This is a genomic window from Burkholderia sp. AU30280 (genome assembly GCF_020420125.1).
Classification (GTDB): domain Bacteria; phylum Pseudomonadota; class Gammaproteobacteria; order Burkholderiales; family Burkholderiaceae; genus Burkholderia.
In genome coordinates this window covers 162,318-185,638 of record NZ_JAIZRY010000009.1, presented here as the reverse complement: position 1 = coordinate 185,638, position 23,321 = coordinate 162,318, and the positions used below count along the sequence as shown (strand labels likewise).

The following is a 23,321-nucleotide window of genomic DNA, read 5'->3' as shown; positions in this document are numbered from 1 at the left end:
ACGGGGAACGCGCAAAACGGGACAGGGGGAGACGCAGCGGCGAGGAAGGCGGGCAGGGCGGCCCGGGACGGGCCGCCGGCAGGTCGCCGGGCGGACAGATCCGCCCGGCGGGGCGCTCCGTCAGAGCGAGCCCAGGTACTGCGTCAGGGCGCGGATGTTGTTGTCATACGCGTTCGACGTGCCAAGCTCGACGCCGCCGCTGCGCACGTAGTACTCGAACGGCACGGAGCGGGTGCCGAAGAACGGCAGGAAATTGTCCGGTTGCAGCGTCGTGCCGTTCAGGCCGATCGCCCAGTTCCTCGACTTGTACAGCTCGAGCTCGCGGATCGTCGCCTGGACCAGGTTCGTCTCCGACGCGCGAATCGCGGCGATGCGCTGCGTCAGCGTCTCGATGTTCGCCTGGTATGCGCTCGGCTCGCCGACCGAGACGCCACGTGCGCGGACGTAGTAGCTGAACGGCAGGTTGCGTTCGGTGAAGAACGTCAGGAAACCGTCCGGCGCCAGCGTATCCCCGTTCAGCCCGATCGCCCAGTTCTTGCTTTGATAATCCCTGAGCCCCGCGATCGTCTGGTTGGCCGCGTTGATTTCGACCTTCGCCGTGACGTTGACCAATGTATTGCTCATGACAGACCTCTCTGGTTCTTGTTGAACTTCGGACAGGTGCAGCGACATGCCTCCGGACGGAGGCAATACAATACCGGCGACCGGATTATCCGGTTTTGATTTTTATTAATTAATGAGATGCTGAAAATTCGTTTATGAATGCACGGTGAATTTATATTTAATGGAAATGCGCTTAGATGAAATCGAGTGCATCGCGCAGCGCTCGTGCTGCGGCGCAATCCCCGTCTGGCGTGGGCTGGGCGGATTCGTGCGGTCAGCCGACCTGAATACTAGTTTGGCGGATGCAAGAGTTCAATGTCGGTCGCGCGATTATTTTGTGCTATTCATATTCAATTCAATCGCATTACGTTTTTAATCGATTAATTCTCTGATCTGAATCGAATATGCCGGCATTCGAAAAACAGCCAATGGGAACGGGAATTGACGCGCGGATCGTTGCAGGAAAGGCAACGTGGCGGCGTGACGCGTGAAGGAAGGGCGGGGAGGGGGCGGGGCCGGTATCCGGCCCCGCGGCTGCGCACCGTGCCGCGTGCGGCACGGCGGCGCTCAGTGCGCGTCGTGGTGACCGTGCGCGAGCTTCGAGTGGTGGCGGGAGTACACGAAGTAGATCACGAGGCCGATCACGAGCCAGATGCCGAACGCGGCCCACGTGACGGGTCGCAGGTTCAGCATCAGGAACAGGCACGACGCGACCGCGAGGATCGGCACCACGGGCACGCCGGGGCAGCGGAACGCACGCGGCAGGTCGGGGTGCGTGCGACGCAGCACGAGCACGGCGATCGACACCATCGAGAACGCCGCGAGCGTGCCGATGTTGATCAGTTCGGCGAGCACGTTGAGCGGCACGAGCGCGGCGATCAGCCCGAAGAACAGGCCGACGAGCCAGGTCGTCAGGAACGGCGTCGCGTAGCGCGGGTGCACGCGCGACAGCGCCGCGGGCAGCAGCCCGTCGCGCGACATCGCGAAGATCACGCGCGTCTGGCCGTAGCTCATCACGAGGATCACGGTCAGCATGCCGAGCACGGCGCCGAGATCGATGAAGCCCGCGACCCACGTCTCGCCGGCCATCTGCAGCGCGTACGAGATCGGGTGCGAGATGTTCGCGTACTGGGCCGATGGCACGATGCCGGTCGCGACCGCGGCGACCGTTACGTACAGCACCGCGCACACCGCGAGCGACGCGATGATGCCGATCGGCAGGTCGCGTTTCGGATTCTTCACTTCCTCGGCGGCGGACGACACCGCGTCGAAGCCGATGAACGCGAAGAACATCACGGCCGCCGCGCCGAACACGCCGTTCCAGCCGTGCGGCATGAACGGCTTCCAGTTCGCGGGCGTCACGTGGAACAGGCCGACCGCGATCACGAGCAGCACGACCGACACCTTGATGAACACCATGATGTTGTTGATGCGGGTCGACTCGCGGATGCCGATCGACAGCAGCGTCGTGATCACGATCATCACGAGGAACGCGGGCAGGTTGAACCACGTGACGACGCCCGGCACCGCGCCGGGCGCCGCCGTCAGCACGGTGGGCAGCGACAGCCCGAAGCCCTGCAGCAGCGACTGCAGGTAGCCCGACCAGCCGACCGACACGGCCGACGACGCGAGGCCGTATTCGAGCATCAGGTCCCAGCCGATGATCCACGCGACGAGTTCGCCGAGGGTGGCATACGAATACGTGTAGATCGAACCGGCGACGGGGATCGTCGACGCGAATTCCGCGTACGACAGCGCCGCGAGGCCGCACGCGATCGCGGCGATCACGAACGACAGCATCAGCGCGGGGCCGGCCTGCACGGCGCCGGTACCGGTCAGCACGAAGATGCCGGTGCCGATGATCGCGCCGATGCCGAGGAAGGTGAGGTCGATCGCGCCGAGCGCTTTCTTGAGCCCGGCGGCATGCGCGCCGGCGATCATGCGATCGACGTTTTTCTTGCGGAAGAGTGACATTGCGGATGAATCGCCAGCGCGCGCGGGCGCGATAGCGCTGACTGAGTGAAAACCCGCGATTTTAGCCGATTTGGCGCGCAAAACCCGTTGCGGCGCAGCGGCGCCTCGAGAAATCGTCCGATAAAACAAGCGCTTGCGCGCCAGACGGGCGGCAGCGGGCGGCGGCGCGGCATGCGCCGCGTCGCCGGGCCGGACGAATCGGGCAGGGCGGCGAAATCAGGCGCCGGCCGTGGGCGCCATGTCGACGAGCCGGTTGCTCATCACGTAGAACGTGAGTTCCGCATTGTTCGACAGCCGCATCTTCTCGAGCAGCCGCGACCGGTACACGCTCACCGTCTTCACGGACAGCGACAGCGTGTTCGCGATGTCGGTGAGCCGCTTGCCCGACGCGAGCATGCACAGCGTCTGGTATTCGCGGTCGGACAGCTTCTCGTGCGGAAGCGGCTCGTTCTCGAACGACACGTATTCGGCGAGCGCCTCGGCCATCGCGGGGCTCACGTACTTGCGGCCGGCCGCGACCTGCTGGATCGCGCAGATCATCTGCGCGGCGTTGACCGTCTTCGACAGATAGCCGGCGGCGCCGGCCTTCAGCGCGCGTACCGCGTACTGATCCTCGCGGTACATCGAGAACATCAGCACCGGCGTGCGCGGCAGCTTGCGCTTGAGGCGCTTGAGCACTTCGATGCCGTTCGTGTCCGGCAGCGAGATGTCGAGCAGGATCACGTCGAATTCCTGCTTGTCGACGGCGGCCATGGCGTCGCCGCCGTTCTCGGCCTCGGTGACGTCGCGAGCGACGCCACGGTCGATCAGCAACTGGCGGATCCCTTGCCGGACGATCGCGTGATCGTCCACGAGCAGGATGTTCAGGCTCATGACGACCTCACGAAAGCGACGCGCGGCGGGCCGCGACGGGCACCGCGAGCAGCGAATCCCAAGCGAAGCGCGCGGTGACGCGCGTGCCGTGGCCGGTTTCCGGCGTGGCCGTCTCGAAGCTGCCGCCGAACGCCTCGCAGCGGGCGCGCATGCCGGCGAGACCGTAGCCGGGGCGGCGGCGCCGGGAGAAACCGGTCCCATCGTCGGAGACAATCAGTGACAGGTGCGTGCCGTCGGTGGCGATCCGCACGTCGACCGACGTCGCGCGTGCGTGCTTCGCGACGTTCGACAACGCTTCCTGCGCGACGCGGAACACCGCGAGCGCGCTGGCGCCGGCGATTTGCGTCAGGCGCGCGTCGGCCGCACAGACGAAGCTGGTGTGCAGGCCCGTGCGTGCCGCGTGGGTGTCGGCCCACGACGAGAGCGCGCCGACCAAGCCTGCGTCGAGCGCCGGCGTGTCGCGCTCGTCGATCAGCCGGCGATTCGCGTCGGTCGCGGCGTCGAGCGCCTGCTGCGCAAGCGCCAGCGCGCGCAGGCAACCCTCCGGCGCATCGGCCGGCAGCCACGCTTGAACGTTTGCGAGCGCGAAACGCGCGGCGGTGAGTTCGGCGCCGAGCCCGTCGTGCAACTCGCCGGCCAGATGACGGCGGGCCGCTTCGTCGGCGGCGAGCAACTGGGCAGACAGCGCTGCGATCCGCGCGGCGCGGGCGTCGCGTTTCGACGCGGCGTCGGTAATGGGCGGAGTCGCGACGCAGCCTGGCATGCGCTGTTGCGACGGGAACGGGGCGTGGGCGCCCAAGGGCGCGTTAAGCGACGTATCCATGACTCTCCCTGCTGTCAGAAGCGGTTCAGACACCGGCTGGCTGCGTGGATCGGCTGCCGTTTCGATGACGGTCGCCGCCAGAGAATTGCCCCCTGCCGAGGTAACAAAAGTTACGTCTTGTAACACTTGCATCCGACCCTTTCACTGTCATCCGAACGGCAACCACGCGCGGCGAATAATATCTCAAAATTTCTGAAAAGGTCATGTCGGGCGGACATTTAAGGGTAAATGTGAACAATCGGAATGAACGTGTTGTAGGAAAAACACTGACACCCGAGCACCGGACGATGACGTATCCAAATGTAACTATTTGAGATGAGATGATCCCAACTTGTTACGAATTCGCCAAGTAGGGACGAAAAAAAACCGGAGCTTTCGCTCCGGTTCTTGATGGTGCGCAAATTTGGGGATCGATCAGTCCACGAACGCGCGCTCGATCACGTAGTGGCCCGGCGCGCTGTTCTTGCCTTCGACGAGGCCGGCCTGCTTCAGCAGGTCGGTCGTATCCTTCAGCATCGCGGTGCTGCCGCACAGCATCACGCGGTCGTTTTCCGGCGAGAACGGCGGGACGCCGAGATCCGTGAACAGCTTGCCCGTTGCGATCAGGTCGGTGATCCGGCCTTCGTTGTCGAACGCTTCGCGCGTGACCGTCGGGTAGTAGACGAGCTTTTCCTTGATGATGTCGCCAAGGTACTCGTGGCCCGGCAGGTCATGCTTGATGTAGTCCATGTACGCGAGTTCGCCCTTCAGGCGGCACGTGTGCGTCAGGATCACCTTGTCGAAGCGCTCGTAGATGTCCGGATCGCGGATGATCGACATGAACGGCGCGAGGCCCGTGCCCGTCGACAGCATCCACAGCGTCTTGCCCGGCAGCAGGTTGTCGGCGACCAGCGTGCCCGTCGGCTTCTTGCCGATCAGCACCGTGTCGCCCACCTTCAGGTGCTGCAGGCGCGACGTCAGCGGGCCGTTCTGCACCTTGATGCTGAAGAATTCGAGATGCTCTTCGTAGTTCGGGCTGACGATCGAGTAGGCACGCGCGAGCGGCTTGCCGTCGACCTCGAGGCCGACCATCGTGAATTCGCCGTTGTTGAAGCGCAGGCTCGCCTCACGGGTGCAGGTGAAGCTGAACAGCGTGTCGGTCCAGTGATGGACGGATTGGACGGTGGCGGTGTCGTATTTGCTCATGGCTTTGAAAACGGACGCGCGTAGCGAACGCGAGTAACGGGCCCAAAAACGGGCAAAAAACCGAGTGCGACGGCCCGATCACGGATCGGCCGGCCGGCGCGTCGGACACGCGCCTTCTCGATGACAGACGATTGAGGAACTCGTTATTTTACCCTGTTGACGCGGATCGCGGGCTTGACCCCCGTGGCCGCGCGGATTTGGCGCAACGAATCATTTCAATCAGCTTTCGGTTTGTCAGCGCTCGGCCGCGAGTTTCGCGCCCAGGCCGACGAGCGCCACGCCGCACAGCGCGTCGAGCGGGCGCCGCACGCGCCGGTAGCCGCGTTGCGCGCGCGGGCTCGCGAACAGGTAGGCGACGCACGAATACCAGCCGGCCGACAGCCCGCCGATCGTCACCAGCACCGCACCGTTGAACCACAGCGGCACGTGCGCGGGCAGCATCGCCGCGAACACGCTGGTCCAGAACGCGCACGATTTCGGGTTCGTCAGGCACGTGAACAGCCCGCTGCGATAGGCGCGCAGATAGTCGCGCGCGTGCGGCGCGGCCAGCGGCGCGCGTTCGTCGGGCGCGTCGGCCGGCGCCGGATCGCGGCGCACGCCCGAGCGCAGCAGCTTGAAGCCGAAATACACGAGGTACACGGCGCCGCCGATCCGGATCGCCTCGTATAGCCATTCGACCTGGTGCAGCACAGCCGCGAGTCCGAGCATCGCGAGCGTCGCCCACGCGACCGACGCGGTGCCGACGCCGAGCGCCGATGCGGCGCCGAGGCTGCGCCGACCTGCGAGCGACAGTTGCGAAATCATGAAGAAATTCGGGCCGGGGGTGATCGCCGCGACGAGATAGACGGCGGCGATTTGCAGCAGGATCGGCAGGTAGGTCATGGCGGCGCGGCGGCGGGGCTTGGCGGAATGGGCAACGCGTCAATGTAGCGCGCGCCGTGCCGCCGCGCTTTGGCGGTGCGCAATCCGGCTGATCGCGGGCCGAGGCCGGGAACGTTATTGCGGATCGAGGCGCAGCCGCGCGATGTACGGCAGGTGGTCCGACAGCCACGCGGCCTCGCCGGACGGGGCGCGCCATTCGAGCGGCGTCAGCCCGCGCACGAACATCTTGTCGAGCGCGAGCGCCGGCGAGAACGCGGGGAACGTGCGGCCCGATTCGCCGAGCAGCGTCGCGACCTCGGACAGCCCGATCTCGCCGAACAGTGCGACCGAGTCGTTGCGCCAGTCGTTGAAGTCGCCGGCGAGCATCAGCGGGCCGTCGCCTGCGTTGCGCACGATCCAGTGCGCGATCCAGTGCATCTGGCGCAGCCGCGCGGCGCGGGTGAGCGCGAGGTGCGCGCACAGCAGCGTGACCGGGCGCGCGCCCGCGAGCGTCGCGCGCGCGACCAGCAGCCCGCGCCGCTCGAAGCGGTGCGCGGAGATGTCCCAGCGGCCGCCGAGATCGAGCGGGTGCGGCGACAGGATCGCATTGCCGTGCCGCCACGACGGCTTGAACACGTTCGGCCCGAGCGCGATCTGCCAGTCGAGCGCATGCGCGATCTCGGTGGCCTGGCAGTGCCAGACGTCGTCGACCGCGTCGTCCATCGGCGCGCCGAAGCCGGGCGCGAGCATCGGGCGCGGCATGCGGCGCGCCATCGCTTCCTGCAGGAAATACACGTCGGCGTGCGTCGACTGCATCCAGTTGCGCATCGCGTTCCACGCGGTGAAGCCGAGCGGCGAGCGACCCTTGTGCAGGTTCCAGCTCACCGCGGTGATTTCGTCGGGTGCGGCGTGCGGTTCGGCGAACGGCAGGGACAGGGCATCGGCGGACATGACGCTCAATCCTTCGCGACGTGCGCACGCACGCGGTACACGAGGTGCGGATGCTGTTCGACGAGCGTCCAGTCGGTCCACGCGTCGCCGCCGACCGTCAGGCCCGGGTGACTCGCGACGATTTGCCGCGGCGAAGCGGGCACGCACGGATCGGCCGGCTTCGCGCCTTCGTCGTCGATCGTTTCCTGCACGTCGAGCGCGAGCGACACCGTGTTCGCGCCGGCATCGACGGCGAGCGGCGCGACCGTCACCGAGCGCGAGCGCTCGGTCGGCACGACGCGCGCGGCATTGCCGCAGCCGACCGGCACGGCGGACGGATAGCGATGGGTATCGGTACGGGCCTGACCCACGGTGGTGCGCTGCTGGAATGTGTCGATGGTCTGACCGTCGCGCACGACCTGGATCTCCCACGCGACGGAAGCCGGCGCGGGGCTCTGCGCATGGGCGGCGAGCGCGACGCTCGCGAGCAGGATGGCCAGGCCGTGTTTCAGCATGAAACGTCTCCGGAAACGCGGAATAGCGGGGAACGGACGCACATCTTACGCCCGATCGATTTCGATCGCGATGTGACAGGACGCGCCGCGGCAGGTTCGCCGCACGATGCGGTCCTGTTCGAAAGGTAGGGGCGCGTCATGCGTTTTCAAGCGAAAAAGCGCGTGAACTCGGCGACCGGCGCGCGCTCGGTGACGAGGCGGTTCTCGATCGCGTCGGGGTCCGCATGGCCGAGCGACATCCCGCAGACCAGCTGTTCGTTGGCGGGAATGCCGAGGTGTTCGGTGACGATCCGGTGAAACGGCACGAACGCGGCTTGCGGGCAGGTATCGAGCCCGCGTGCACGTGCGGCCGTCATCACGCCCTGCAGGAACATCCCGCAGTCGAGCCATGCGCCGTAGGTCATCACGCGGTCGAGCGTGAAGAACAGTGCGACCGGTGCATCGAAGAAGCGGAAGTTGCGTGCGTGCTGCGCATGCATGCGCGCCTTCTCGTCGCGGCCGATGTTCAACAGGCCGTACAGGTCCCAGCCGACCTTGCGGCGCCGGTCGATATAGGGCGACACCCATTCGCGCGGGTAGTAGTCGTACTCGGCGACATATTTTTCGTCGCGCGCGGGATCGTCGTGGGCCGCGGTAAGCGCGGCGGCGAGTGCATCGCGCGTGGCGCCGGTCGCGACGTACACGCGCCACGGCTGGATGTTGGTGCCCGACGGCGCGCGACTCGCGGTTTCGAGGATCGCCTCGATCGTGTCGCGCGGCACGGGTGTCGGCAGGAATGCACGGATCGCGCGGCGCGACGTGAGCGCCGCGTCGACGGCGTCGATCGTATCGGCATCGACGCGCGGGAAAGCAGTGGGGACGGACATCGGCATACCTTCGGGACGGGCCGATGCGCCGCGCGGGCGCCGTCGGCGAGGCCGGTGCGGCGGGTGGGTGAACCGACGATGATACGCCGCGGCGCGCCGGCATGCAGCGCGCGCGGGTGTTAGCAGCAGACGCGCGCGGCTGCTTGCTTGCGCGGGGATGCGGGATCGCTACACTGAAATCGTAAGGGTCTGATGGTCATGTGACAGCAAGCGGCAGCGAGGTTGGTATGACGACGGCGATGGTGAAACAGGAACTGGCGGTGGCGTCCTTCAGCACGGTGTACGACCTCGAACAGGTCGAGACGGCGCTGAGCGACCTGAACGAGAGCGCGAGCGACGCACTGCGCGCGACCTACGAAAAGATGCTCAAGACGGGCAACCTGCGCTTCTGTGTGAAGCCGAACCGGATGCCGTCGTTCGACGCGCTCGGCGAGACATTGCCCAATTTCGCCGAGCCGCTCGACGACGTGCGCAAGCAGGTCGCGCTGTGCCTCGAAACGGACGACCGGCTCGAACTGATGCCGATCCTGTTGCTCGGGCCCCCGGGCATCGGCAAGACGCACTTCGCGAAGGCGCTCGCGCAACTGCTCGGCACCGCGTACCACTACGTACCGATGAGTTCGCTGACGGCCGGCTGGATCCTGTCGGGGGCATCGTCGCAATGGAAGAACGCGAAGCCCGGCAAGGTGTTCGATGCGCTCGTGAACGGCAGCTACGCGAACCCGGTGATCGCGGTCGACGAGATCGACAAGGCCGGCAGCGATGCGCAGTACGATCCGCTCGGCGCGCTGTACGCGTTGCTCGAGCACGACACCGCGCGTGCGTTCATCGACGAATTCGCGGAAGTGCCGATCGATGCGGGCAACGTGATCTGGGTCGCGACCGCGAACGACGCACACGCGATTCCGGAGCCGCTGCTGAACCGGATGAACGTGTACGAGATCGAGCCGCCCGATGCGGCCGGCGCGCGCCGGATCGCGCAGACGATCTACGACGAGATCCGCACGTCGCATGCGTGGGGGCGGCGCTTCCCGGACACCCTCGGCGACGATGCGCTCGACGTGCTGGCCGCGACCCCGCCGCGCACGATGCGCCGCGCGCTGTTGCACGCATTCGGCGCCGCGCGGCTCGACGGCCGCGATGCAATCGGGCCGCGTGACATCCGCGCCGACGAGGGGGCCGCGAAGCGCCGGCCGATCGGCTTCTGAGCGAGCGGCGCGCGCACGGTGGCAGCCGGCGCGCGCCGTGCCGTGCGTCGTACGTCATGCACGGCGTCGTCGCGATACGCCGCACGACCTTCGGCAAGCGGATGAACCGGGACGTACAATTCTCTTCTCTCCCCTCGACGCGCTAGCGGCGCGAAACGTCATGGAGCAGATGGATTGTGTCGTGATCGGCGCGGGTGTCGTCGGTCTTGCGATTGCGCGCGAACTGGCCGCGCGCGGGCGCGAAACGCTCGTGCTCGAGGCTGCCGATGCAATCGGCACCGGTACGAGTTCGCGCAACAGCGAAGTGATCCATGCGGGGCTCTACTATCCGCGCGGGTCGCTGAAGGCGACGTCGTGCGTGCACGGGCGCGACCTGCTGTACGAATTCTGCGAGACGCATCACGTGCCGCACCGGCGTGCCGGCAAGCTGCTCGTCGCCACGAGCGCCGCGCAGGTGAAGCAGTTGAAGGCAATCGCCGCACGCGCGGCCGAAAACGGCGTGCTCGACCTGATGCCGCTCACGCGCGCCGAGGCGCAGACGCTCGAGCCCGCGCTCGAATGCGTCGAGGCGCTGTTCTCGCCGTCCACCGGCATCGTCGACAGCCACCAGCTGATGCTCGCGCTGCTCGGCGACGCGGAGCGCGACGGCGCGGTGTGTGCGCTGAAATCCCCGGTCGAATCGATCGACGTGCTGCGCGGCGGGCGCTTCGTCGTGCGCACGGGCGGCGACGCGCCGACCGAGATCGAGGCCGCCTGCGTGATCAACAGCGCGGGCCTCGGCGCCCAGGCGCTGGCGCGCCGCACGCGCGGCCTCGACCCGCGCTGGGTGCCGCCGCTCTATCTCGCGCGCGGCAACTACTTCAGCCTGTCGGGGCGCGCACCGTTTTCGCACCTGATCTACCCGATGCCCGACCGCGCGGGGCTCGGCGTGCACCTGACGCTCGATCTCGGCGGGCAGGCGCGCTTCGGCCCGGACGTCGAATGGGTCGATACGCTGTGCTACGAAGTCGATCCCGCGCGCGCGACCGCGTTCTACGCGTCGATTCGCGCATTCTGGCCGGGCTTGCCCGACGACGCGCTGCAGCCGGCATACGCGGGCATCCGGCCGAAAGTCGCGGGGCCCGGCGAGCCGCCGGCCGATTTCATCGTGCAGGGCGCCGCGCAGCATGGCGTGCGCGGTCTCGTGAACCTGTTCGGCATCGAGTCGCCGGGGCTCACCGCGTCGCTCGCGCTTGCACAGCGCGTGGGCGACATGGCGGCCTACCGCTGACGCGGCGCGCACTCGCCCGGCGTGTCGAATTTCTTATCTATGACATTTCGGCGCGCACAACCATTCGCTTGAGCGTTATTCTGTCGAACGGCTGTCGCCAGAACAGCTTTCAAACCGATAACGTTGGAGCGAGTCCCCCATGAAAACATCCCGTCGGAGTTTCCTGATCACGAGCATTGGTGCCGTGTCCGCGCTGGCGCTGTCGCGCGAAGCGCTGGCCGATGCGCCGATGCTCACGGAGAGCGACCCGACCGCGACGGCACTCGGCTACAAGGCCGATGCCACGAAGGTCGACAAGGCGAAGTACCCGAAATACGCGGCAGGCCAGGATTGCGCGGCCTGCATGCTGTACCAGGGCAAGAAGGGCTCGGCCTCGGGCCCGTGCGGCGCCTTCCCCGGCAAGCAGGTGTCGGCGAAGGGCTGGTGCAGCGCCTTCTCGAAGATGGGTTGAGGGCCATGCGGCATCGTGCGATGCCGCATTGTGGCGAAAACCGCAAAACGCCCGCCGTCGATGGATGGCGGGCGTTTTTTATTGCTTGAAAACGGTTCCGTCGCTTTCTACACTCGCTGCAAACCAGCGCGCCGCGGGCACCCTGCGCGCCGCGCAGCCCGACACGGCGAACTGACGAGAACGAGGCACGCATGGCGACGATTGCGAATTCAACGAAAACGACGCGGCCCGAGCGTGCGCTGAACCGGCGAGCGGTCGCGGCCGCCGTGATCGGCAACGCGCTCGAGTGGTACGACTTCACGGTGTTCGGCTTCATGACGGTCGTGATCGCCGAGCTGTTCTTCCCGACCTCCAGCGAATATTCGTCGCTGCTGCTGACCACCGCGACGTTCGGCGTCGCGTTCTTCATGCGCCCGATCGGCGGCATCGTGTTCGGGCTGTACGCGGATCGCGCCGGCCGCAAGGCCGCGCTGTCGCTCGTGATCCTGCTGATGACGGCCGGCATCTTCCTGCTCGCGGTCGCGCCGCCGTATGCGGCGATCGGCATCGGCGGCCCGATCCTGATCGTGCTCGGCCGTCTGCTGCAAGGCTTCTCCGCGGGCGGCGAATTCGGCAGCGCGACGGCGCTGCTGATCGAGGCGGCGCCATTCTCGAAACGCGGCTTCTACGGCAGCTGGCAGATGGCGAGCCAGGCGGCCGCGCTGCTGATCGGCGCGCTCGTCGGCGCGGCCGTCACGCGCGGGCTGTCGCACGACGCGCTGCGCAGCTGGGGCTGGCGCGTGCCGTTCATCCTCGGGCTCGTGATCGGCCCGATCGGTTTCTACATCCGCCGCCATCTCGCCGATTCCGAAGCGTTCCTGCATGCGCAGCAAAGCGCGCGCCGCGCGACGCTCGGCGAAGTGTTCACGCGCCACCCGCGCGAAGTGCTGTGCGGGCTCGGCTCCGTGATCGCGCTGACGGTGACGATCTACGTGCTGATCAGCTATCTGCCGACCTTCGCGGTGAAGCAGCTGAAGCTGCCCTACGCGGAATCGTTCTACGCGGTGATCGTCGGCAACCTGCTGCTGATGGTGCTGTCGCCGATCGCAGGCGCGTGGTCGGATCGCATCGGCCGCAAGGGGCTGTCGCTGTGGTCGCTGGTGCTGACGCTCGCGCTGATGTATCCGCTGTTCGCATGGCTCGACGCGGCGCCGAGCATCGCGCGGCTGATCGCGGTGCAGGCCGTGCTGTCGGTCACGCTCGCGGGCTACTACGGGCCGTTCGGCGCGATGATCGCCGAGCTGTTTCCGGCCAACGTGCGCTCGACCGGGCTGTCGATCGCATACAACGTCGCGGTGATGCTGTTCGGCGGCTTCGGGCAGTTCATCGTCACGTGGCTGATCAAGGTCACCGGCACGCCGCTCGCGCCGACCTACTATGTGATGGCCGGGATCGCGCTGTCGATCGTCGCGGTCGCGTTCGTGCCCGCGCGCAGCGCCGATCTCGACGCGCCGGCGTGACGACATGACGATTTGAAGACGATCAACGGATCGTTTCGTAAAACGCAATGATGTGCTGCGGGACACGGGAAAACGGGGCATCGAGCCTTCGTGTTCGCGCCCGAATTGTTTAGTTGTCGAACGAAACTTGCGCGAGATGAACGGAATTGTCGTTCGCGCGCGTTGTCGCATTTTTTACCCACACTAAACATCCGCAAAAACCCGCGCGGGCATCTAGAAGAGTTTTTTCTCCAGCTTGTTGCCACATCGTTAGCTCAAGTAATATCCGCGTACACCGGCCCCGGGCGGCCGGTTCCGATCTGGAGACCTGGAGGAAACATGGAATACAACCGTCTGTTGCACACCCTGCGTGTTACCGCCATGGCAGGCGTGGCAGCGGCATCGCTCGGCGTCGCGGGTTCTGCATTCGCACAGATCCCGAACAAAACGCTCGTCTACTGCTCAGAAGGCAGCCCGGCGGGTTTCGATTCCGCGCAATTCACGACCGGCGTCGATTTCACCGCCGCCACGTTCACCGTCTACAACCGCCTCGTCGAATTCGAGCGCGGCGGCACGAAGGTCGAGCCGGGTCTTGCCGAGAAGTGGGATGTGTCGCCGGACGGCAAGGTGTACACGTTCCACCTGCGCCATGGCGTGAAGTTTCACACGACCGACTTCTTCAAGCCGACGCGTGAATTCAACGCTGACGACGTGCTGTTCACGTTCCAGCGCATGCTCGATCCGAACCAGGCGTTCCGCAAGGCGTACCCGGTGTCGTTCCCGTACTTCACCGACATGGGCCTCGACAAGCTGATCACGAAGGTCGAGAAGGTCGATCCGTACACCGTGAAGTTCACGCTCGCCGAGCCGAATGCGCCGTTCATCCAGAACATGGCGATGGAATTCGCGTCGATCCTGTCGGCCGAATACGGCGACCAGCTGATGAAGGCCGGCAAGGCCGCCGACATCAACCAGAAGCCGATCGGCACGGGCCCGTTCATCTTCCGCAGCTACACGAAGGACGCGACGATCCGATTCGATGGCAATCCTGATTACTGGAAGAAGGGCGAAGTGAAGATCTCGAAGCTGATCTTCTCGATCACGCCTGATCCGGGCGTGCGCGTGCAGAAGATCAAGCGCAACGAATGCCAGGTGATGAGCTATCCGCGTCCGGCCGACATCGCGACGCTGAAGGCCGATACGGGCGTCGACATGCCGTCGCAGGCAGGCTTCAACCTCGGCTATCTCGCGTACAACGTCGAGCACAAGCCGGTCGACAAGCTCGAGGTGCGTCAGGCACTCGACATGGCGATCAACAAGAAGGCGATCCTCGAGTCCGTCTACCAGGGCGCCGGTCAGGCTGCTTCCGCGCCGATGCCGCCGACCCAATGGTCGTACGACAAGAACCTGAAGATGCCCGCGTACGACACCGCGAAGGCGAAGGCGCTGCTCGCGAAGGCCGGCTTCCCGAACGGTTTCGAGATCACGCTGTGGGCGATGCCCGTGCAGCGCGCGTACAACCCGAACGCCCGCCTGATGGCCGAGATGATCCAGGCCGACTGGGCGAAGATCGGCGTGAAGGCGAAGATCGTCACGTACGAGTGGGGCGAGTACATCAAGCGCGCGCACTCGGGCGAGCAGGACACGATGCTGATCGGCTGGACCGGCGACAACGGCGATCCGGACAACTGGCTCGGCACGCTGCTCGGCTGCGAGGCGATCAAGGGCAACAACTTCTCGCACTGGTGCTACAAGCCGTTCGACGAGCTGATCCAGAAGGGTCGCACGACGACGGGCCAGGATGCGCGGACGAAGCTCTACACGCAGGCTCAGCAGATCTTCGCGCAACAGCTGCCGTTCTCGCCGATCGCGAACTCGACGGTCTACCAGCCGGTTCGCAAGAACGTGGTCGACATGCGTATCGAGCCGCTTGGCTATGCTCGCTTCGACGGTGTTAGCGTGAAGTAACACGCCTGTCGTAAGCTGTCGCGAAGACCGGCTAATTCATCCGGCGGCGGGAGGCCAAAAGCTTCCCGTCGCCGGTCGCACATTTCCCACAAGAAAATACGAGACGCATCATGTTCACATTCGTGTTGCGCCGCGTGGGGATGGTGATCCCGACCTTCATCGGTATCACCATCCTGGCGTTTGCGCTGATTCACCTGATACCGGGCGACCCCATCGAAGTGATGATGGGCGAGCGCGGCGTCGATCCCGCGATGCACGCGGAGGCGATGAAACGCCTCGGGCTCGACCAGCCGCTGCCCATGCAGTACCTCCACTACATCGGCCGGGCGCTGCATGGCGACCTCGGCACGTCGATCATCACCAACACGAGCGTGGCGGGCGAGTTCTTCGCGCGCTTCCCGGCGACCGTCGAGCTGTCGCTGTGCGCACTCGTGTTCGCGCTCGCGGTCGGGCTGCCGGCCGGCGTGATCGCCGCATTGCGGCGCGGCTCGGTCGTCGACCATGGCGTGATGGGCACCGCGCTCACCGGCTACTCGATGCCGATCTTCTGGTGGGGGCTGATCCTCATCATGGTGTTTTCGTCATACCTCGGCTGGACGCCCGTGTCGGGGCGCATCGCCGTCGAATACGACTTCCCGCACCCGACGGGTTTCATGCTGATCGACGCGCTGCTCGCGCCGGACGAAGGCTCGTTCAAGTCGGCGGTCAGTCACCTGATCCTGCCCGCGATCGTGCTCGGCACGATCCCGCTCGCGGTGATCGCGCGGATGACGCGCTCGTCGATGCTCGAAGTGCTGCGCGAGGACTACATCCGCACCGCGCGCGCGAAGGGGCTGTCGCCCGCGCGCGTGGTCGTCGTGCATGCGCTGCGCAATGCGCTGATCCCGGTCGTCACCGTGATCGGCCTGCAGATCGGCACGCTGCTCGCGGGCGCCGTGCTGACCGAGACGCTCTTTTCGTGGCCCGGTGTCGGCAAGTGGCTGATCGATGCGATCGGCCGCCGCGACTATCCGGTCGTGCAGGGCGGCATCCTGCTGATCGCGACGCTCGTGATCGTCGTGAACCTGGTCGTCGACCTGCTGTACGGCGTGCTGAATCCGCGCATCCGCCACACGAGGTAATCCCATGAGCAATCTGCAAAATACCCTGCCGACCGAATCCGCGCCGGCCGGCGGCCGTGCGCTCGCGCTGCGCGAGTTCTGGGCCAACTTCTCTCGCAACCGCGGCGCCGTCGGCGCCGGCATCGTCGTGCTCGTGCTGATCCTGGTCGCGCTGCTTGCCCCGCTGCTCGCGCCGCACAGCCCGGTCGAGCAATACCGCGACTTCGTGAAGATCCCGCCCGCGTGGCTCGAAGGCGGCAACTGGAAATTCATCCTAGGCACCGACGAAGCGGGCCGCGACATTCTTTCGCGGCTGATGTTCGGCGCGCGGATGTCGTTCTGGATCGGCTTCGTGTCGGTCGTGCTCGCGCTGATCCCCGGCATCGTGCTCGGGCTCGTCGCCGCGTTCTTCCAGAAGTGGGCCGACACGCCGGTGATGCGCATCATGGACGTGCTGCTCGCGCTGCCGTCGCTGCTGCTCGCGGTCGCGGTCGTCGCGATCATCGGCCCGGGCCTCACCAACACGATGTTCGCGATCGCGATCGTCGCGCTGCCGGCCTACGTGCGTCTGACGCGCGCGTCGGCGCTCGGCGAGCTGCAGAAGGAGTACGTGACGGCGTCGCGCGTGGCCGGTGCCGGCACGCTGCGCCTGATGTTCTCGCAGGTGCTGCCGAACTGCACGGCGCCGCTGATCGTGCAGGCGACGCTCGGCTTCTCGTCGGCGATCCTCGACGCGGCCGCGCTCGGCTTCCTCGGCCTCGGCGTGCAACCGCCGACCGCGGAGTGGGGCGCGATGCTGGCTTCCGCGCGCGACTACATCGACAACGCATGGTGGATCGTGACGATGCCGGGCCTGTCGATCCTGATTTCGGTGCTCGCGATCAACCTGCTCGGCGACGGGCTGCGTGACGCGCTCGACCCCAAGCTGAAACGGATGGCGTGACCATGAACAATCTTCTGACGATCCGCAATCTCGCGGTGAACTTCAACGGCCTGCCCGCGGTCGACCGGATCAACCTGTCGATCGCGCCGGGCGAGGTGGTGGGCGTCGTCGGCGAATCGGGCTCGGGCAAGAGCGTGACGATGATGGCGCTGATGGGCCTGATCGACGCGCCGGGCAAGGTGACGGCCGACGAGGTCACCTTCAACGGTGTCGACCTGCTGAAGGCGTCGCCGAAAGCGCGCCGCAAGATCGTCGGCAAGGACATCGCGATGGTGTTCCAGGACGCGCTGACGAGCCTGAACCCGAGCTATACGGTCGGCTACCAGATCAAGGAAGTGCTGAAGCTGCACGAGGGCCTGCGCGGCGACGCGCTGCACCGGCGCGCGCTCGAGCTGCTCGACCAGGTCGGCATTCCCGATGCGAAGAACCGCATCGCGTCGTTCCCGCACCAGATGTCGGGCGGGATGAACCAGCGCGTGATGATCGCGATGGCGGTGGCGTGCAACCCGAAGCTCCTGATCGCCGACGAGCCGACCACCGCGCTCGACGTGACGATCCAGGCGCAGATCATGGACCTGCTCGTGAAGCTGCAGAAGGAGCGCGGGATGGCGCTCGTGCTGATCTCGCACGACCTGGCCGTGGTGTCGGAGGTCGCGCAGCGCGTGGCGGTGATGTACGCGGGCGAGGTGATCGAGACGAACAGCGTGCCCGACATCTTCCGCGCGCCGCATCATCCGTACACCGAAGCGCTGCTCGCGGCGATTCCCGAGCACAATAAGGGGGCGCGTCGCCTTGCCGCATTGCCCGGCATGGTGCCGGGCCGCGATGATCGCCCGTCCGGGTGCCTGTTCGCGCCGCGCTGCAAGTACGTCGTCGACGACTGCCGCAAGGCGCGGCCGGCGCTCGACACGCTGGTGTCCGGCAACGATGCGATGCGCGCACGCTGCATCAAGCCGCTCAACGTTTCCAACCTCGACCTGACGGGAGGCGCACGATGAATGCAGTCAATCAAACGCGTGCCACGCCGCACGACGAGGAAGCCGTGCTGGTGGCCGACGGACTCGCGAAACACTATTCGGTGAAGCGCGGGATGTTCGGGCAGGGCACGGTGAAGGCGCTGAACGGCGTGTCGTTCTCGCTCAAGCGCGGCAAGACGCTCGCCGTCGTCGGCGAATCGGGCTGCGGGAAGTCGACGCTCGCCCGCCAGCTGACGATGATCGAAACGCCGACGTCGGGCAGCCTGACGATCGACGGCAAGAACGTGGCCGGCGCAAGCCGCGAGACGGTCGCCGACCTGCGCCGCCGCGTGCAGATGGTGTTCCAGAACCCGTTCGCGTCGCTCAACCCGCGCAAGACCGTCGAACAGACGCTTTCCGAGCCGCTCGAGATCAACGCGAACCTGACGGCCGCCGAACGCGCGCAGCGCATCGCGCAGATCATGCGCACGGTCGGCCTGCGGCCCGAGCACGCGAAGCGTTATCCGCACATGTTCTCGGGCGGCCAGCGCCAGCGTGTCGCGATCGCGCGCGCGATGATCCTCGATCCGCGCATCGTCGTCGCCGACGAGCCGGTGTCCGCGCTCGACGTGTCGATCCAGGCGCAGATCCTGAACCTGTTCATGGATCTGCAGGAGCAGTTCAAGACGAGCTACGTGTTCATCTCGCACAACCTGTCGGTGGTCGAGCACGTTGCGGACGACGTGATGGTGATGTACTTCGGCAGCGTCGCGGAGCTGGGCGACAAGGCAACGATCTACGCCCGGCCGCGTCATCCGTACACACGCGCGCTGATGTCGGCGACGCCGGCGATCTTCGAGGAAGACCGCCGCGTGCAGATCAAGCTGCAGGGCGAACTGCCGTCGCCGCTCAATCCGCCGTCAGGCTGCGCGTTCCACCAGCGCTGCCCGTATGCGGTCGAGCGCTGCCGTGCGGAGGAGCCGCAGTTGCGCGAGGTCGACGGCCGGCGCGTAGCCTGCCATCGGGCCGAGGAGGTAGGGGAGGCGAATGCCTGAAGCGTTGGCGGCGCGCGCGTCCGGCGTGCGCCGTGCGGGGGCAAGCAGCGCACGCGTGATGCGCGCGTACCGCTACGCGCGGCGCTGGAGCGTGCGTACCGTCACGGGCGCGGCGCTGGCCGGCGCGTGCGTGGCGGCCAGCCTCGTGGTTCCCGTCGAATCCGCGCGCGCCGAAGGGCGCGCGCCGGCCACTTCACCGATCCATCCGTCGCAAGTCCCGCCGCCCGGCATGAGCCTGCCGGGCTTCCACGCGCCCGCCGTATCGGACGGCACGGTGTCGCGCGGCACCGTGCGCGTGCAGCCCGCGCGCATGCCGTTTTACGTGGCGACCAAGGGCAAGGTCACGCTCTACGTGCTCGGCACGCTGCACACGGGCGACCCATCCGATTACCCGAGCGCGCAGCCGTTCCGGCCGCGCATCCTCGCCGCGCTCGCCGCGTCGCCGACGCTCGCGCTCGAACTGTCGCCCGACGACCTGCTCGAATCGCAGGACGACGTGTCGAAGTACGGCGTATGCCGCTACCCGTGCCTGCAGCGCCTGCTGCCCGAGCCGCTGTGGCAGCGGCTCGCGGCGCGCCTGCGCGGCAATCCGGCCGCGCTCGCCGAGATCCGCAAGATGCGGCCATGGCTCGCGGCGCTCGTCGTCGAGACCTACGATTCGCTGTCGGCCGGCCTGCAGACCGAATACGGCACCGAGGCGCAGTTGCAGAACGTGTTCCTGAAGAAGAAGGGCGGCCGCGTGATCGGGCTCGAGACGCTCGCCGAACAGATGCGCGCGTTCACCGGGCTGACGCTTGCCGAGCAGCGCGAGATGCTCGCGCAGGACATGGTGCAGACGCCCGCGCAGAACGCCGACGACATCAAGGCGCTGCACCGACTGTGGCGAATTGGCGACGCCGATGCGATCTCGGCGTGGGCGGTCGCGAAGGGCGAGCGGCTCGCGCGTTCGAAGGCGTTGTCGGCGTCGATCGACAACAAGATCGTGTACGAGCGCAACCGCCGCTTCGTTGCACGCATGACGGCAATCGCCGCACCGAACCGGCCGCTGTTCGTCGCGATCGGCGCGCTGCATCTGGGCGGCCCGCGCGGCGTGCTCGAATTGTTGCGTCAACAAGGTTACAGCGTCGACGCGAACTGATCGCCGCCGCCGCGCCCGAACCGATCTTCCCCTGTTTGATTGACGTCGTGCGCCCGGCTCAAACGCCTGTATGGGCACGCCGTTCGATAAGGAAAACCCTCAAATCGTCAGAAAATAGCGTTTCAAACGATTGACATCCCGATCTGCCAATATCTATCCTTCGATCCACAAGTTGAAAAAATGAAAAGAATAGAAAAAGTTCTACGGGGTAGCAGAAAATAAAGCGCGGGGTTAGCGCGTTGCCGGCACGTGATGCACGTGCCGGCCGCGGAAGTGTCTGCATGCACGGCGGGGCCAATCATCGTCGGACAACAACAAGGCATGCAGGCCGACTTGCGGGATAATCGACGTTCCGTCGTCCCACCGGGGAAAGGCAGTAATCGGGCGGCGGCGGACGTTTTTTAATCCGGAATATATTTCCGGTCACCGTCGCAAGACGGTTTCGGGGGGCGAATCGACAGACGGCGAAGCCGCAGCGATTGCGCCAACGGAAAAGCGCCACGAGGGCGCTTTTTTCTTTTGTACGACGGATGGTGCGCCCGCTTGCGCGATCGGCCGGATCACGCCCGTTCGTCGGCCTGCAGCATGCCGGGCGCGACCACGTCGACGCCCACCGCCTCGAGCGCGGCGCGAATCCGTTTCGCGAATACCAGCGCATGCGGCCCGTCACCGTGCAGGCAGACGGTCTGCGCATTGAGCATCACCCATTCGCCGTCGATCGCACGCACCTGCCGGCTGCGCACCATGTCCAGCGTGCGCGCGATCATCGTGTCCTCGTCGTCGATCAGTGCGCCGGGCTGGTTGCGCGGCACGAGCGAGCCGTCCGCGCGGTAGCCGCGATCGGCGAACACTTCCTCCACCGCGGCGAGCCCCGCGTGCCGCGCGGCCGCGACGAACACGCTGTTCGCGAGCCCGAACACCGCGAGCGACGGATCGAAATCGCGGATCGCGGACACCACCGCATCGGCGATCATCGGGTCGCGCGCGGCCTGGTTGTACAGCGCGCCGTGCGGTTTCACGTGCGCGATGCGCCCGCCTTCGGCCTGCGTGATCGCCGACAGCGCGCCGAGCTGGTACAGCACGCCCGTGTAAATGTCGCTGGCCGGCAGCTGCATTTCCTTGCGGCCGAAATTCTCCGGATCGTGAAAGCTCGGGTGCGCGCCGATCGCCACGCCTTTCTGCACGGCCCAGCGCACGCAATCGCGCATCGCGTTCGCCCCGCCCGCATGCCACCCGCATGCGATGTTCGCGGACGTCACGAGGTCGAGCAGCGCCTCGTCCGAACCGCATCCTTCGCCGAGATCGGCATTCAGATCGATTTCCATGATGTTCCTCGTCCACGGATTGCGTGGCCCGTCCTCTCTACTGCAACTGCGTTCGGTATTGCTACCGCTATTGTCACGCCGCACGCGACTGGGCGCGGCGGCGCGCTTCCTCGCGCATGTCGATCGCGACGTCGATCTGCCGCAGATAGGCACGTTCCGCGGCCAGCGCGGCGCGCGCGGCGTCGGGTGTCGTGCGCACGAAGCGGATCGGCAGGTTGAGCCGCGCCTGCGCGAGTTTCCACAGGTCCGCACGGATCACCGTGCCGATCTTCGGGTAGCCGCCGGTGGTCTGCGCATCGTGCATCAGCACGATCGGCTGGCCGTTCGGCGGCACCTGGATCGTGCCGGGCAGCACCGCGTGCGACAGCAACTCGGCCGGCCGCTCGCGCACGAGTTCGACGCCGGCAAGCCGATAGCCCATGCGGTTGCTGTTTGCCGTGACAAGCCATTCCTCGTCCCAGAACGCCTGCTGCGAATCGGCGGCGAACGACGCGTAGTCGGGGCCCGGCAGCACGCGCACCGGCATCGCCCACGGCGCATGCGCAGGGCGGTGACGGCGCGGCGGCTCGTCGACGCGCACGAACGCGCACCATGCCGGCGCCTTGACGCCGAATTCGGGTGCGTCGGCCGCGAGGCAACCCATCCCGGCCGGAAGCACGCCGACCGGGAGGCGATCGCCGTCGCGCAGCGCGCGGCCGCCGAGGCCCCCGAAGCGCGATGCGAGATCGGTGCTGCGCGAGCCGAGCATCGGCAGCACGTCGATGCCGCCGGCGATGCACAGGTAGCCGCGCATCCCGCGTTTCGCGGCGGGCAGCACGAGCGTCTGCCCGGCCTCGACCGGCAGGCTCCACCATGAATATACGCGCCGGCCGTCGAGTGTTGCACCGAACTCGGTGCCGGTGATCGCGATGCGGGTCGCGCGTGTGAAGCGGAAGGCGGCCGGACCGATCGTGATCTCGATGGCCGCCGCATCGGGGCGGTTGCCGACCAGCCGGTTGCCGACTTCGAGCGCGAGGCCGTCGAGCGCGCCACCCTGCGCGACGCCGAGATGGCGCGCGCCGCGGCGCCCGAGATCCTGCACGGTGGTCAGCGGGCCGGCTCGCACCACCTCGATGGTGCCCGGTGCGTTGCTCTGGGTCATCGTGCGTCGACTCCCGCGATGGTGAAGCGGACTCGGTCGCCGGGCAGCAGCAGCGTCGGCTGCGGCCGCGCCGGATCGAACAGCACGTGCGACGTGCGGCCGATCAGTTGCCAGCCGCCGGGCGACGTGGTCGGGTAGATGCCCGTCTGCGCACCGCCGATGCCGACCGAGCCGGCCGGCACCTCGAGGCGCGGCGCCGCGCGGCGCGGCATGTGCAGCGCGGCGTCGAGCCCGCCGAGATACGCGAAGCCCGGCTGGAACCCGACGAAGAACACGACGTAGGCGCCGGCCGCGTGGCGCGCGACGACCTCGTCGGCCGACAGGCCGGTATGGGCGGCGACGGCCGGCAGATCGGGGCCGGCGGCGCCGCCGTACTCGACCGGGATCTCGACCTCGCGGCCGTCCGCGTGTTCGACGTCGGCGGTCTCCCACGCGTCGCGCAGCGCCGGCGTGAGCGACTCGGCCGTCGTGGCGAGCGGGTCGAATACGATCGTCAGGTTGTTCATGCCGGGCACGACGTCGATCACGTCGGGCCACGCGCGCGCGACCGCGGCAACGGCCCAGACGCGGCGCTGGCAATCGAGCGTGGCGGGCGGCGGCACCTCGCAGACGAGGGCGGCATCGCCGAGCGGATAAATGCGGGGTTGCGTCATCGGAC

The 23,321-nt window shown here is 66.9% G+C and carries 22 protein-coding genes; 10 read left to right on the top strand and 12 right to left on the bottom strand.

Features of this window, described 5'->3' with window-relative positions:
- Positions 1-120: 120 nt before the first annotated feature.
- From LGN17_RS21830 to LGN17_RS21790, 9 genes are all read right to left on the bottom strand, one after another.
- A complete protein-coding gene (locus LGN17_RS21830) occupies positions 121-624 on the bottom strand; it encodes a hypothetical protein (RefSeq protein ID WP_175951280.1) in 504 nt (167 codons plus the stop codon).
- A gap of 546 nt (positions 625-1,170) precedes the next feature.
- Entirely contained in the window at positions 1,171-2,577 is a 1,407-nt protein-coding gene (locus LGN17_RS21825; protein ID WP_226198619.1) for an amino acid permease, read from the bottom strand.
- Positions 2,578-2,793: 216 nt separating this feature from the next.
- Complete coding sequence (gene rqpR, locus LGN17_RS21820) at positions 2,794-3,450, bottom strand: response regulator transcription factor RqpR (protein ID WP_175951282.1); 657 nt, start codon at positions 3,448-3,450, stop codon at positions 2,794-2,796.
- 7 nt (positions 3,451-3,457) lie between these two features.
- Positions 3,458-4,273 carry a quorum system sensor histidine kinase RqpS gene (rqpS, locus tag LGN17_RS21815; RefSeq protein ID WP_226198704.1) on the bottom strand — a complete coding sequence of 272 codons (816 nt, stop codon included), beginning with the start codon at positions 4,271-4,273 and terminating at the stop codon, positions 3,458-3,460.
- Between the two features lie 414 nt (positions 4,274-4,687).
- Complete coding sequence (locus LGN17_RS21810; RefSeq protein ID WP_059812432.1) at positions 4,688-5,458, bottom strand: ferredoxin--NADP reductase; 771 nt, start codon at positions 5,456-5,458, stop codon at positions 4,688-4,690.
- Between the two features lie 234 nt (positions 5,459-5,692).
- On the bottom strand, positions 5,693-6,340 hold the full coding sequence (locus LGN17_RS21805) for a LysE family translocator (protein ID WP_226198618.1): 648 nt from the start codon (positions 6,338-6,340) through the stop codon (positions 5,693-5,695).
- A gap of 114 nt (positions 6,341-6,454) precedes the next feature.
- Entirely contained in the window at positions 6,455-7,270 is an 816-nt protein-coding gene (locus tag LGN17_RS21800; RefSeq protein WP_175971029.1) for an endonuclease/exonuclease/phosphatase family protein, read from the bottom strand.
- A 5-nt stretch (positions 7,271-7,275) separates the two neighbouring features.
- Positions 7,276-7,764, bottom strand: coding sequence for a hypothetical protein (locus LGN17_RS21795; protein ID WP_226198617.1), 489 nt, complete (start codon positions 7,762-7,764; stop codon positions 7,276-7,278).
- Between the two features lie 146 nt (positions 7,765-7,910).
- Positions 7,911-8,630 (bottom strand): nitroreductase, encoded by a 720-nt coding sequence (locus tag LGN17_RS21790; RefSeq protein ID WP_226198616.1) that lies wholly within the window; start codon positions 8,628-8,630, stop codon positions 7,911-7,913.
- Positions 8,631-8,857: 227 nt separating this feature from the next.
- On the opposite strand from LGN17_RS21790, the gene LGN17_RS21785 reads away from it, so the two are divergent.
- The 10 genes from LGN17_RS21785 to LGN17_RS21740 all read left to right on the top strand — a co-directional run bounded on the left by LGN17_RS21785 (position 8,858) and on the right by LGN17_RS21740 (position 20,197).
- Complete coding sequence (locus LGN17_RS21785) at positions 8,858-9,838, top strand: AAA family ATPase (RefSeq protein WP_226198615.1); 981 nt, start codon at positions 8,858-8,860, stop codon at positions 9,836-9,838.
- A 160-nt stretch (positions 9,839-9,998) separates the two neighbouring features.
- The gene (locus LGN17_RS21780; RefSeq protein WP_226198614.1) at positions 9,999-11,108 is read left to right on the top strand and encodes an NAD(P)/FAD-dependent oxidoreductase; all 1,110 of its coding nucleotides are present in this window, start codon (positions 9,999-10,001) and stop codon (positions 11,106-11,108) included.
- 139 nt (positions 11,109-11,247) lie between these two features.
- The gene (locus LGN17_RS21775) at positions 11,248-11,559 is read left to right on the top strand and encodes a high-potential iron-sulfur protein (protein ID WP_175015387.1); all 312 of its coding nucleotides are present in this window, start codon (positions 11,248-11,250) and stop codon (positions 11,557-11,559) included.
- Positions 11,560-11,750: 191 nt separating this feature from the next.
- A complete protein-coding gene (locus tag LGN17_RS21770; protein ID WP_175951291.1) occupies positions 11,751-13,058 on the top strand; it encodes an MFS transporter in 1,308 nt (435 codons plus the stop codon).
- Positions 13,059-13,376: 318 nt separating this feature from the next.
- Complete coding sequence (locus LGN17_RS21765) at positions 13,377-15,005, top strand: ABC transporter substrate-binding protein (RefSeq protein ID WP_226198613.1); 1,629 nt, start codon at positions 13,377-13,379, stop codon at positions 15,003-15,005.
- A 110-nt stretch (positions 15,006-15,115) separates the two neighbouring features.
- Positions 15,116-16,126, top strand: coding sequence for an ABC transporter permease subunit (locus LGN17_RS21760; RefSeq protein WP_011353491.1), 1,011 nt, complete (start codon positions 15,116-15,118; stop codon positions 16,124-16,126).
- Positions 16,127-16,130: 4 nt separating this feature from the next.
- A complete protein-coding gene (locus LGN17_RS21755) occupies positions 16,131-17,048 on the top strand; it encodes an ABC transporter permease subunit (RefSeq protein ID WP_226198612.1) in 918 nt (305 codons plus the stop codon).
- Between the two features lie 2 nt (positions 17,049-17,050).
- A complete protein-coding gene (locus LGN17_RS21750; RefSeq protein WP_226198611.1) occupies positions 17,051-18,046 on the top strand; it encodes an ABC transporter ATP-binding protein in 996 nt (331 codons plus the stop codon).
- A complete protein-coding gene (locus LGN17_RS21745) occupies positions 18,043-19,059 on the top strand; it encodes a peptide ABC transporter ATP-binding protein (RefSeq protein WP_226198610.1) in 1,017 nt (338 codons plus the stop codon). The genes LGN17_RS21750 and LGN17_RS21745 overlap by 4 nt, the downstream gene beginning before the upstream one ends.
- Positions 19,052-20,197, top strand: coding sequence for a TraB/GumN family protein (locus LGN17_RS21740; RefSeq protein ID WP_226198609.1), 1,146 nt, complete (start codon positions 19,052-19,054; stop codon positions 20,195-20,197). The genes LGN17_RS21745 and LGN17_RS21740 overlap by 8 nt, the downstream gene beginning before the upstream one ends.
- A gap of 560 nt (positions 20,198-20,757) precedes the next feature.
- Here the strand turns inward: LGN17_RS21740 and pxpA are convergent.
- The 3 genes from pxpA to pxpB all read right to left on the bottom strand — a co-directional run bounded on the left by pxpA (position 20,758) and on the right by pxpB (position 23,316).
- Positions 20,758-21,522, bottom strand: coding sequence for a 5-oxoprolinase subunit PxpA (gene pxpA / locus LGN17_RS21735; protein WP_226198608.1), 765 nt, complete (start codon positions 21,520-21,522; stop codon positions 20,758-20,760).
- A gap of 73 nt (positions 21,523-21,595) precedes the next feature.
- Entirely contained in the window at positions 21,596-22,663 is a 1,068-nt protein-coding gene (locus tag LGN17_RS21730) for a biotin-dependent carboxyltransferase family protein (protein ID WP_226198607.1), read from the bottom strand.
- Positions 22,660-23,316 (bottom strand): 5-oxoprolinase subunit PxpB, encoded by a 657-nt coding sequence (gene pxpB, locus LGN17_RS21725; RefSeq protein ID WP_226198606.1) that lies wholly within the window; start codon positions 23,314-23,316, stop codon positions 22,660-22,662. The genes LGN17_RS21730 and pxpB overlap by 4 nt, the downstream gene beginning before the upstream one ends.
- Positions 23,317-23,321 lie beyond the last annotated feature (5 nt).

Coding starts and splice junctions, on each gene's coding strand:
- LGN17_RS21795 (WP_226198617.1), bottom strand. CDS start 7,764: ATGCTGAAACACGGCCTGGCCATCCTGCTCGCGAGCGTCGCGCTCGCC.
- rqpR (WP_175951282.1), bottom strand. CDS start 3,450: ATGAGCCTGAACATCCTGCTCGTGGACGATCACGCGATCGTCCGGCAA.
- LGN17_RS21740 (WP_226198609.1), top strand. CDS start 19,052: ATGCCTGAAGCGTTGGCGGCGCGCGCGTCCGGCGTGCGCCGTGCGGGG.
- LGN17_RS21790 (WP_226198616.1), bottom strand. CDS start 8,630: ATGTCCGTCCCCACTGCTTTCCCGCGCGTCGATGCCGATACGATCGAC.
- LGN17_RS21775 (WP_175015387.1), top strand. CDS start 11,248: ATGAAAACATCCCGTCGGAGTTTCCTGATCACGAGCATTGGTGCCGTG.
- LGN17_RS21755 (WP_226198612.1), top strand. CDS start 16,131: ATGAGCAATCTGCAAAATACCCTGCCGACCGAATCCGCGCCGGCCGGC.
- LGN17_RS21825 (WP_226198619.1), bottom strand. CDS start 2,577: ATGTCACTCTTCCGCAAGAAAAACGTCGATCGCATGATCGCCGGCGCG.
- LGN17_RS21805 (WP_226198618.1), bottom strand. CDS start 6,340: ATGACCTACCTGCCGATCCTGCTGCAAATCGCCGCCGTCTATCTCGTC.
- LGN17_RS21745 (WP_226198610.1), top strand. CDS start 18,043: ATGAATGCAGTCAATCAAACGCGTGCCACGCCGCACGACGAGGAAGCC.
- LGN17_RS21830 (WP_175951280.1), bottom strand. CDS start 624: ATGAGCAATACATTGGTCAACGTCACGGCGAAGGTCGAAATCAACGCG.
- pxpB (WP_226198606.1), bottom strand. CDS start 23,316: ATGACGCAACCCCGCATTTATCCGCTCGGCGATGCCGCCCTCGTCTGC.
- LGN17_RS21780 (WP_226198614.1), top strand. CDS start 9,999: ATGGAGCAGATGGATTGTGTCGTGATCGGCGCGGGTGTCGTCGGTCTT.
- pxpA (WP_226198608.1), bottom strand. CDS start 21,522: ATGGAAATCGATCTGAATGCCGATCTCGGCGAAGGATGCGGTTCGGAC.
- LGN17_RS21765 (WP_226198613.1), top strand. CDS start 13,377: ATGGAATACAACCGTCTGTTGCACACCCTGCGTGTTACCGCCATGGCA.
- LGN17_RS21810 (WP_059812432.1), bottom strand. CDS start 5,458: ATGAGCAAATACGACACCGCCACCGTCCAATCCGTCCATCACTGGACC.
- LGN17_RS21785 (WP_226198615.1), top strand. CDS start 8,858: ATGACGACGGCGATGGTGAAACAGGAACTGGCGGTGGCGTCCTTCAGC.
- LGN17_RS21750 (WP_226198611.1), top strand. CDS start 17,051: ATGAACAATCTTCTGACGATCCGCAATCTCGCGGTGAACTTCAACGGC.
- LGN17_RS21730 (WP_226198607.1), bottom strand. CDS start 22,663: ATGACCCAGAGCAACGCACCGGGCACCATCGAGGTGGTGCGAGCCGGC.
- LGN17_RS21770 (WP_175951291.1), top strand. CDS start 11,751: ATGGCGACGATTGCGAATTCAACGAAAACGACGCGGCCCGAGCGTGCG.
- LGN17_RS21760 (WP_011353491.1), top strand. CDS start 15,116: ATGTTCACATTCGTGTTGCGCCGCGTGGGGATGGTGATCCCGACCTTC.
- rqpS (WP_226198704.1), bottom strand. CDS start 4,273: ATGGATACGTCGCTTAACGCGCCCTTGGGCGCCCACGCCCCGTTCCCG.
- LGN17_RS21800 (WP_175971029.1), bottom strand. CDS start 7,270: ATGTCCGCCGATGCCCTGTCCCTGCCGTTCGCCGAACCGCACGCCGCA.